The sequence below is a fragment of the Rossellomorea aquimaris genome, assembly GCF_003315075.1.
Taxonomy (GTDB): Bacteria; Bacillota; Bacilli; order Bacillales; family Bacillaceae_B; genus Rossellomorea; species Rossellomorea aquimaris_C.
The window spans coordinates 89,339-98,626 of sequence record NZ_QNRJ01000012.1 but is presented as its reverse complement, the minus strand read 5'-3'; the positions used below and the strand labels follow the sequence as shown (position 1 = coordinate 98,626).

At 43.9% G+C, this 9,288-nt stretch carries 7 protein-coding genes; 5 read left to right on the top strand and 2 right to left on the bottom strand.

Annotated elements, in window-relative coordinates:
- Positions 1–103: 103 nt before the first annotated feature.
- Genes DET59_RS14950 through DET59_RS14935 form a run of 4 tightly spaced genes read left to right on the top strand, consistent with a single transcriptional unit; the run spans position 104 to position 4,603 of the window.
- Positions 104–1,102, top strand: coding sequence for a TAXI family TRAP transporter solute-binding subunit (locus DET59_RS14950; protein WP_113970445.1), 999 nt, complete (start codon positions 104–106; stop codon positions 1,100–1,102).
- A 42-nt stretch (positions 1,103–1,144) separates the two neighbouring features.
- Positions 1,145–1,618, top strand: a complete 474-nt coding sequence (locus tag DET59_RS14945; RefSeq protein WP_113970444.1) for a DUF1850 domain-containing protein — start codon at positions 1,145–1,147, stop codon at positions 1,616–1,618.
- Positions 1,619–1,633: 15 nt separating this feature from the next.
- Entirely contained in the window at positions 1,634–3,796 is a 2,163-nt protein-coding gene (locus tag DET59_RS14940; RefSeq protein ID WP_113970443.1) for a TRAP transporter permease, read from the top strand.
- A gap of 15 nt (positions 3,797–3,811) precedes the next feature.
- Positions 3,812–4,603 (top strand): SDR family oxidoreductase, encoded by a 792-nt coding sequence (locus DET59_RS14935; protein WP_113970442.1) that lies wholly within the window; start codon positions 3,812–3,814, stop codon positions 4,601–4,603.
- Positions 4,604–4,652: 49 nt separating this feature from the next.
- On the opposite strand, the gene DET59_RS14930 is transcribed toward DET59_RS14935, so the two are convergent.
- Positions 4,653–5,732 carry an SDR family oxidoreductase gene (locus DET59_RS14930; RefSeq protein ID WP_397540952.1) on the bottom strand — a complete coding sequence of 360 codons (1,080 nt, stop codon included), beginning with the start codon at positions 5,730–5,732 and terminating at the stop codon, positions 4,653–4,655.
- A gap of 225 nt (positions 5,733–5,957) precedes the next feature.
- Positions 5,958–7,961, bottom strand: a complete 2,004-nt coding sequence (locus DET59_RS14925; RefSeq protein ID WP_113970440.1) for a penicillin-binding transpeptidase domain-containing protein — start codon at positions 7,959–7,961, stop codon at positions 5,958–5,960.
- Positions 7,962–8,279: 318 nt separating this feature from the next.
- Between DET59_RS14925 and trhO the strand changes: the two genes are divergently transcribed.
- Positions 8,280–9,245 (top strand): oxygen-dependent tRNA uridine(34) hydroxylase TrhO, encoded by a 966-nt coding sequence (trhO, locus tag DET59_RS14920; RefSeq protein WP_113970439.1) that lies wholly within the window; start codon positions 8,280–8,282, stop codon positions 9,243–9,245.
- The last annotated feature ends 43 nt before the right edge of the window (positions 9,246–9,288 follow it).

The window sequence follows — 9,288 nt, the reverse complement described above, 5'->3', positions numbered from 1 at the left end:
ATATCTTGAGACGTCCAAGTAATAAAGAGAAGTTTCATTTATATGGAAGATTACCCGAGCTCTGAAATAGAGCCTAAACATAATATACGAGGAGGACGAAAAGATGAAAAAATTAAAATGGATTTCGATGGTGGCCATCATTTCATTACTACTAGCGGCATGTGGCAGTGATGGCGCAAGCGGCGGCGATTCAAGCAGTGGCGATGATTCTTCCAGCCAATCAATCGTATTTGGGACAGGTGGAACGTCCGGTGCTTATTATGCGATTGGCGGATCATTAAAACCAATTTTCGAGGAAAGTGATTCAATCGGGAATGTAACAGTAGAATCGACAGGAGCTTCTGTTGCCAATATCCAGAACATTACGGACGGATTAAATCAAATGGCGATTGTCATGAGCGATGTTGCCTATGATGCGGCAGAAGGAAAAGGTCAGTTCGAAGGCAATAAAGTAGAGGTCCAGGCTCTTGCAGGCATGTACCAAAACGTTGTACAGGTAGTCGCTATGTCTGATAGCGGAATTAAGAGCATTGAAGATTTAAAGGGTAAGAAAGTAGGTGTCGGTCAGGTTGGTTCCGGCGTGGAACAAAGCGCGAAGAAAGTATTGGAAGCAGCCGGTTTATCATATGATGACCTTGAAAAAGTCACCCACACAGGGTACGCGGATTCTGTTCAGGAAATGAAAAATGGCACACTTGACGCTGCATTCTTCACTTCAGGTGTCCCGAACAGTAATATTACTGACCTTATGCAGCAAAATGATGTATCATTTGTTGAAATCAAAGGAGATCTTGCTGATAAGCTAATGGAGAAATATCCGTTCTATAAAACATTTACGATTGAGTCAGGAGACGAAGCAAAATATAACCTGGATGCAAAGGTTGAAACCGTCGGGATCCAGAATATGCTGATTGTATCGAAGGACGTAAGTGAAGACACAGTATACGACTTAACAAAACGTTATTACGACTACTTAGGAACAGACGCAGTTGCAGTTGCACCTCTTAAAGAAGTCAACCGGGATGAAATGGCGAAGGGCCTCATTGCACCCCTGCACCCCGGAGCGAAGAAGTTTTATGAAGAAAAAGGATTACTGGAATAATAGAGAAAGGGCATCAATCCTGGTGCCCTTTTCATTCTATCTATGAGAAAAAGAATCCTGGGTGCCTCTTCCCTGCTCCTTCTCATCCTTCTCGCCATTGTACCGGTCAACACGATCGTCTTATCCGATCAAAATAAAAATATAGTCGTACAGCCTGTTTTCAATCAAAAGAAAGTTTCCATCCGCTGGACACATTCTGTTGAAAAAGAAGATTGGGAAGAATTTTTTCACATTAAAGGTAGCACCATCACCTTGACCTCCACCCGTTTCAAAACGTTTGGTGCCGGTGTCCCGGATAACGCAGGCGAGGACACATATATCAAAGACGGCTGGGTGTACATGACACATATCCATCAACCGATCGGAGACTCATTGCGCTTCCAGACAGGTAAGAATACGAATCATCGTATTTCATTAAACGAACGAACTCTAGTACTCGATTCTCAGCGGTCCTACCAATTATCCGTCAGGTCGGTCCCTATGTATAAACTGATTTATATGATTGTTAATGATTAAGCGAGGTGACTCATGATGAGAAAACAAAAGAACACATCTGTGGAAGAGTTAGATCGGGAGGGAAATACGAGAAGCGGGTTTCCCAAAGTGATTGGTCTATTTATTTTAGTATTGGCAGCCGGGATTGCTCTCTTCCATTTATACACGTCTTATGCAGGGGCGTTAGTCGATGTAAAGCAGCGAAGCATCCATTTATATGGATTGATGGCCATCGGATTTATCCTTTACCCTTTTATCAGTAAAAAGAAAGGCCTGCCTGTTCCATTTTATGACTATATCTTAAGCGGCTTGTCCTTAGTCGTTGGCATTTATATGTTATTCAGTGCGGAGCGCATCATTAAAATGGGGGGACAAATCAACGATACCGATTTCATCGTCGGAATACTCGTCATTGTCCTTCTTCTCGAACTGACAAGGCGTGTGACCGGCTGGGGCCTGACTCTTCTTGCCGTTGGATTTTTAATTTATGGTCTTTATGTAAAGCTGGCCATCTATCCGGAATTGAATTCTCAAATCACATTGACTGTGACAAAGAAAATGATTTCCCAGCTTGTATATATTACGGAGGGGATTCTTGGTACAGCGATCGGCGTGTCAGCAAGCTACATCATTCTCTTTATCTTATTTGGAGCATTCCTCAGCCGCTCCGGCATGGGGAAATTATTTAATGACCTGGCACTGGCAGTCGCAGGACATACAAAAGGCGGTCCTGCTAAAGTTGCCGTTATCGCCAGTGGATTTCTCGGTTCCATCAATGGTTCGGCTGTTGCCAATGTCGTGACAACCGGGGCTTTCACGATTCCATTGATGAAAAAGATCGGCTACAAGAAAGAATTTGCAGGGGCGGTCGAATCAGCGGCAAGTGTCGGCGGTCAGATCCTTCCTCCCATCATGGGGGCAGCCGCCTTCATTATGGCAGAGAATCTAAATATTCCTTATACCAAAGTGATCATGGCAGGTATCATCCCTGCCCTGCTCTTCTACATCGGTATCCTGCTTCAGGTGCACTTTAGAGCTTCCAAACGCGGATTGCATGGGGTACCGAAATCAGAACTTCCATCCGTGAAAGCAGTTTTGGCTGAACGGGGACATTTGATCATCCCTATGGTGATTCTCCTGTACTTATTATTCTCAGGAAAAACACCGTTCTACGCTGCGTTCTGGTCGATTTTGGCTACGATTATCATTTCCGGTTCGAAGCAGGTTCTAACGCTATCAACCCTACTCGGAGTATTTTTCATTTTCCAACCACAGGTGAATGGCCTCCTTTCCGGAGAAGGCATGCCTCCCCTCAAAAGCGGATGGTGGGAACTCCTGTTGATTGTGGTAATTCCATTAGTGATCAATCTCGTTAGAAAAACAAAAAATCTGGAAGCCGAAGAAATTGGCTTAAAGGATTGCGTACAAGCATTGGAAGAAGGAGCGAAAACGACGATTCCGGTTGCGGTCGCCTGTGGTGCTGTTGGAATTGTCGTAGGAGTTGCCTCACTGACTGGAGTTGCACTTGAGCTCGCAAACAGTATTGTCGGTATTGGTGAAATGATCGACAGTCCGCTCCTTCAGCTCGTTATTACTTTACTGCTGACCATGATCACTTCCATCGTGCTGGGAATGGGCTTACCAAGTATCCCAACCTATATCATTACGAGTACCATGGCAGCACCGATCCTTTTACAGCTACCATTGTTCCGTGAACTGGCCGGGTCGACGGAAACGGCGGTGTTTGTTGCTCACATGTTTGTGTTTTACTTTGGGATTTTTGCAAATATCACGCCGCCAGTCGCCCTGGCAGCCTTTGCCGGAGCAGGCATCAGTGGCGGTGACCCGACTAAGACCGGATTCCAGGCGATGAGACTTGCCATTGCAGGATTTATCGTGCCGTTTATGTTTGTGTTTTCCCATGAAATGCTGATGGTGGACGCATCTGTTACGAGTATTCTTGTCCTGACGGTTACATCTGTTATCGGAGTGTTCCTGTTGTCCGTTTCCATCGAGGGTTATTTCAAGAAGAAACTCCCTGTCAGTATGCGCTTGATAAGTGCAATAGCCGCTTTTCTCCTGATTTATCCCGGCTGGGTGACAGACATGATCGGCTTCACCGTCTTCGTATTTGTTCTGTTTTGGAATTACCAAGGAAAGGGTAAACCGATGAATAAGGAGATTAATATTCCCAATTAAATGAGGTGGATTTTCATGGATTTTGGTTTAAAGAATAAAGCAGTGATTGTCACTGCATCCAGTAAAGGATTAGGAAAAGCAACGGCACTCGAGCTTGCAAAAGAAGGCGCACACGTACTTATTTCCAGCCGAAATGAAGAAGAACTTCAATCCACGGCAAACGAAATCATCGAACTGTCCGGGAATCAGCATGTTTATTTTGCACCATGTGACATGACGAAAGCAGAAGACATTCAAGCACTCGTGGAAACAGCAGTCAAACAGCTTGGAGGCATTGACATTCTCGTCAACAACACAGGCGGTCCACCTGCAGGGGGATTTCAGCAATTCGATGATGCTGACTGGCAGTATGCCTTTGAACTCAATCTGCTCAGCTATATCCGGACCATCAGAGAGGTTATTCCCCATATGAAAAAGAATAAGGGCGGAAGGATCGTCAATATCGCATCTTCCTCCACGAAGCAGTCAATCGATGGTCTGATTCTATCCAACACCTTCAGAACAGGTATTGTCGGCTTATCGAAGAGCTTATCAAGGGAACTGGCCAAGGATCATATTCTTATCAACACGGTCGGTCCTGGTAGAATCGCAACAGAACGAGTGGCTCAGTTGGATCAATTAAATGCAGATAAACAAAATGTTCCCCATGAGGAATTTAAGAAGCAAAGTGAAAAAGCGATTCCACTGGGAAGGTACGGCGAGCCTGAAGAATTTGCCCGGGCCATTACCTTCTTAGTTTCAGACGCCAACACGTATTTAACCGGTCAATCCCTCGTCGTTGATGGCGGGTTGGTTACCGCACTATAAAAAAGCAAAGCCCCAAAGGCTCTCACCTTTGGGGCTTTCTTCATTCTATTTATACAGTGAGCCTTCCTCCGTTGGGCTCGCAACCTGTCCGAATAATCATCTCAACCGTCTCATCAGACATATCTAAATGAGAAACCTCCGTACCTTTGATCAATTCCCGAGTATTGCGATCATCAAAGGTCAACGCACCTGCCAGATACACCTTGAACACATCAATCAAACTATTAAGCCTAACCTCATCATCATCTAATACATACTCACCACTATTTTCAACCACAGACAGGTTTTCGAATTGTAGGGCGTCTTTTAACATCTTCAAAAGCTCGATGTTTTCAGGTGGATTGGGATTGGTAATATGATAGATTTTGTCGGCTTGTGCTTTTTCAGGAGCCAAGCTTAAAATATCCGCTACGTAATCGACAGGTACAAGATTGGAAGTACCGTTCTTCGCCGCAACCAGTCTGTAGGTACGCTCTTCTCCCCGGCGCCTTGCAGTCTTACGCTTGAACACCCCGAGAGCACGCATAAACCCGTACAATGTGAATTGGGAGTCCGCTTCCCCCGTTTTGGAATCCCCTACAATAATAGCCGGGCGGAAAATGGACACATCCATTTTGTCTCGATAAGAAAACACAAGATGCTCCGATTTCACTTTGCTTTCCTCGTATGGGTTGTGGAATTCCCCATTTGCCGGATAAAGCTCCTCCACCCCTTCTGTGAGCTTTCCGACCGTGTAAGCCGTACTCACATAATAAAACTTCTTCACTTGCAGGAACGAAGCCAATTCAAGGATATGCTTGGTCCCATCGTAATTAGCAGCAAACAACTCATCACGCAATCCCAAATCAAACTTAACAAGAGCAGCGAGATGATAAACCGCATCGATCTTCCCTGTTAACCATTCAAGATCATCCCTGCTCAAGCCGGCATTTGAGATGGTAATATCCCCTTGAAAAATATGAATCCTCTTTTGCTCATCCCCTTGAAAGGAATCTCTTAATCTTTCAGCCTTCTCTACATTTCTCACTAAAATATAGACTTCGTTCTCTTTATGTTGTAAAAGGTTCTTGATGAGCCTCCCACCAAGGAAACCTGTCGATCCCGTTAAAAACAAATTCAAATTGATCACTCCTATTGAATTTCAACCTCTAGGGCCATTTTGTCTATCATAGCACACATTGAAAGCGGAATCGCCGTTAATGAGAGAGTTGGAACATGATGTCAAAATGAAGCAGAGGGACGGACCTCTTATCCTAATCTGGAGGTCCGTCCCTCTCTTGTTTCGGACTTTATATAGAAAAAAAAACGGTGAGCAAATGTCTGCGCACCGTTTTTGGTTCATATTCTTTCAACTTTACCAGCTATCATAAAACCTCTTCGTAACTTCTACTGTATGCGTGCTGCCTCCCGCTTCTTCTACGTCTTCAAGAAGCACGGCAAGCACCATCGTTGGGTCATTCTGATCATAGGAAACAAATAATCCATTTTCCGTTCCGGTAGTCCCCTGTTCAGCCTTGATCTCTGCCGTCCCGGTTTTTCCTGCGATGGCTTTCCCTTTCACACTGGCTTTCGTTGCAATTCCTTCAGTGACTACTTTTCGCAAATCTGTTTTCAACATGTCAGCTTGTTCTTTCGTCAGCAAGTTTTCTTTCCAAATCTCATGCTCTTCATCCTTTAGAAGTCTTGGCTTCATCATATTCCCATCGTTGATGATGCCACCGTAAGCACTTGCCAGGTGAACGATGCTCATCAGAACTTCTCCTTGACCAAATGCTGAATCGGCCAGTTGGACTTCTTTTGAGATGGTTCCGTCGTTGGAAATTTGGGATTTATAAATTGGATAAGAAGAGGGAATTTCTTCCCCGAAACCAAAGTCCTTTAATCCTGCAATAAAGGTATCTGCTCCCATCTCTAATCCCACTCGGGCAAAATAGATGTTATCTGAGAATTTCAACGCACTTTCCAGGTCCACCTTACTCTCATTATCAAAGACACGGACGACCTTGTAATTTCCCCAGGAATCATCCTTTTGCCACTTCTTCCCCGTAATATCATAGACCTTATTGGGATCAAGCTTTCCGGATTTCAAACCAACCGAAGCGGTGATGCCCTTCATGGTTGATCCAGGTGAATACGTAATCGGAAAACGATTACGTAATGGCTTTTTCGGGTCGTCCGCCAACTTTTTGTATTTTTCAGAAGACATGCCCAATACAAAATCATTCGGATCATAGGCTGGTGTACTGACCAGTGCCAATGCTTCACCCGTTTGAGGATTGAGGGCTGCCGCTGTCCCCGCTTCACTCTTCATCTGTTCATAAAGCTTCTTTTGCATTTCGGCGTCGATGGTCAAGGTAATGTTTTTACCATCTTCAACCGGTTGTTCTGCAACGGTCACTACTTCCTCAGATTCTTCTTTTTTCAAATAAATCCGCTGACCATCTTTTCCTCTTAATTGATCTTCATATACTTCTTCTGCACCGCTGAGCCCCATTAATGACTGAGCTGTATAGCCTTCACCTTTTAGTTTCTCCAACTTTTCTGCAGTAAGCTTTCCTATATAACCGGTCAGGTGGGCGGCAGCTTCCCCGTATGGGTATTCCCTTGCTGGCACCCGCTTAGAGTACAGACCGCCTAATTCTATAACTTCCAGAGCTAGGGGTCGCTCAGTAAGGGCGATCTTTTTAATGGGAACAAAGAATTCCGGCTTCACCCAGCTTTGATCCAGCTTACCCTGGATGGATTCTGGTGACATATCAAGCAAAGAAGACAATTTACTTAAATCACTCTCGTTAAACTCTTTCGGCACGATCCCGAGTTCAAATGCTTCTCCATTCATCGCAAGGGCCTGTTGATTCCGGTCAAGTATGTCGCCACGCTTAGCAGATATACTCTCCACGCCTACTTTATCTCCCTTTTCCATTTCCGGCAGGATAAAAGACGGCTCCCATTCTACAAACCAATTTTCCTCTTCACCTTGTTTTTCTTTGGTTAAAGTGATTTCTTTTTCGTACGAAACCTCACCAGCCAAAGTGTTGAATGAAATAGTCAAAGGGAATTCCGCTTTGGTTTCTTTGTCCCAGTCCACTTCTTTTTCCGGTTTCTTGAAAGAAACCTTTACATCTTTCACTTCTAAATCTTCATAGATGTCCTTGTATCTCGTGACAAAATCTTCTTTATTAAACGAATCTTTAGTGGAAGTGTTTAGATATCCGTCGAACATATTTTCGAACTTTTCTTTATTCCACAAATCTACATAATCTTGTAACTGATCCGTTGGTTTAGGCTTTTCTTGACATCCGGCGATCAATAGACTGAAAGCAACAAAGAGACAAAGCAACAAGACTTTTCTATACATATGTACCGACAACCCCTAAATTAGACTTTTCATTTCACTTCTAATTCTTTCAAAAATAACAAATTTTTTCAAATTTTATGTATCTATATGCGTGTATCTCTCGGTGGTTATGATGATGACTTGGAAGGGCGGCAAGCGTACCACGCCACCCATCAGAAATCCAAAATCCACCATCTTTTCCTCACAATCCCCATCTTTTCTCCACCATACATAATGCATTTCTTTAAAAATTTGTTATAATAGTACATCGTAAGAGTAATAAGGAACAGAATCCTAAGATTATATCTTGCAAATATAAATCGATAGGTGGAAATAAACATGAAAAATTATCGAGTACTACTGTATTACAACTATGTAGCTATTGAGAATCCTGAGGAGGTTACGGCCCAGCATAAGGAATTGTGCAAGGAGCTTGGCCTTATGGGACGTATTCTGATTTCATCTGAAGGAATCAACGGAACATGTTCCGGTACGATTGAACAGACGGATGCTTATATGGAAGCGATGAGACAGGATCCTCATTTCGCGGACACTGTGTTCAAAATTGACGAAGCTGATGGTCATGCCTTCAAGAAATTGAAAGTGAAGCACCGTCCAGAGTTAGTGACACTTCGTCTGGAAGATGATGTGAATCCGAATGAAATCACAGGTAAATACCTTGAGCCAAAGGATTTCTTTGAACAAATCCAACAGGAGGATACGATCCTTCTTGATGCACGTAACGACTATGAATATGAACTGGGACACTTCAGAGGAGCCGTGAAGCCCGATATCGAAAACTTCCGCGATCTTCCGAACTGGGTCCGCGATAATAAAGATAAACTGGAAGGCAAGAAAATCATCACATATTGTACAGGTGGTATCCGTTGTGAAAAATTCTCAGGCTGGTTAGTGAAAGAAGGCTTTGAGGATGTTGCGCAATTGCACGGTGGAATCGTCACCTATGGCCAGGACCCGGAAGTGAAAGGTCAGCTATGGGACGGTCAGCTTTACGTATTCGATGAGCGTATCGGTGTTCCTGTCAATCAGACAGAGCATGTCATTGTCGGGAAAGACTACTACACAGGTGAACCTTGTGAGCGCTACGTAAACTGTGCGCACCCGCCTTGTAACAAAAAAATCCTTTGCTCGGAAGAAAATGAGCATAAATATATGAGAAGCTGCTCGGATGAATGCCGTAAGAGCCCTGAAAACCGCTACATTGAAGAGCATGGTTTGACGGAGGAAGAAGTGGCAGAGCGTTTGGCAGTGATTGAGAGTAAGAAAGAGACTGCAACAACCTAATAGATTTAAAAGAGAACTGGATTTCAATTCCAGTTCTCTTTTT

Excerpts from the sequence above, each read along its gene's own strand:
- DET59_RS14950 (WP_113970445.1), top strand. The coding sequence starts at position 104 with ATGAAAAAATTAAAATGGATTTCGATGGTGGCCATCATTTCATTACTA.
- DET59_RS14945 (WP_113970444.1), top strand. The coding sequence starts at position 1,145 with ATGAGAAAAAGAATCCTGGGTGCCTCTTCCCTGCTCCTTCTCATCCTT.
- DET59_RS14940 (WP_113970443.1), top strand. The coding sequence starts at position 1,634 with ATGAGAAAACAAAAGAACACATCTGTGGAAGAGTTAGATCGGGAGGGA.
- DET59_RS14935 (WP_113970442.1), top strand. The coding sequence starts at position 3,812 with ATGGATTTTGGTTTAAAGAATAAAGCAGTGATTGTCACTGCATCCAGT.
- DET59_RS14925 (WP_113970440.1), bottom strand. The coding sequence starts at position 7,961 with ATGTATAGAAAAGTCTTGTTGCTTTGTCTCTTTGTTGCTTTCAGTCTA.
- trhO (WP_113970439.1), top strand. The coding sequence starts at position 8,280 with ATGAAAAATTATCGAGTACTACTGTATTACAACTATGTAGCTATTGAG.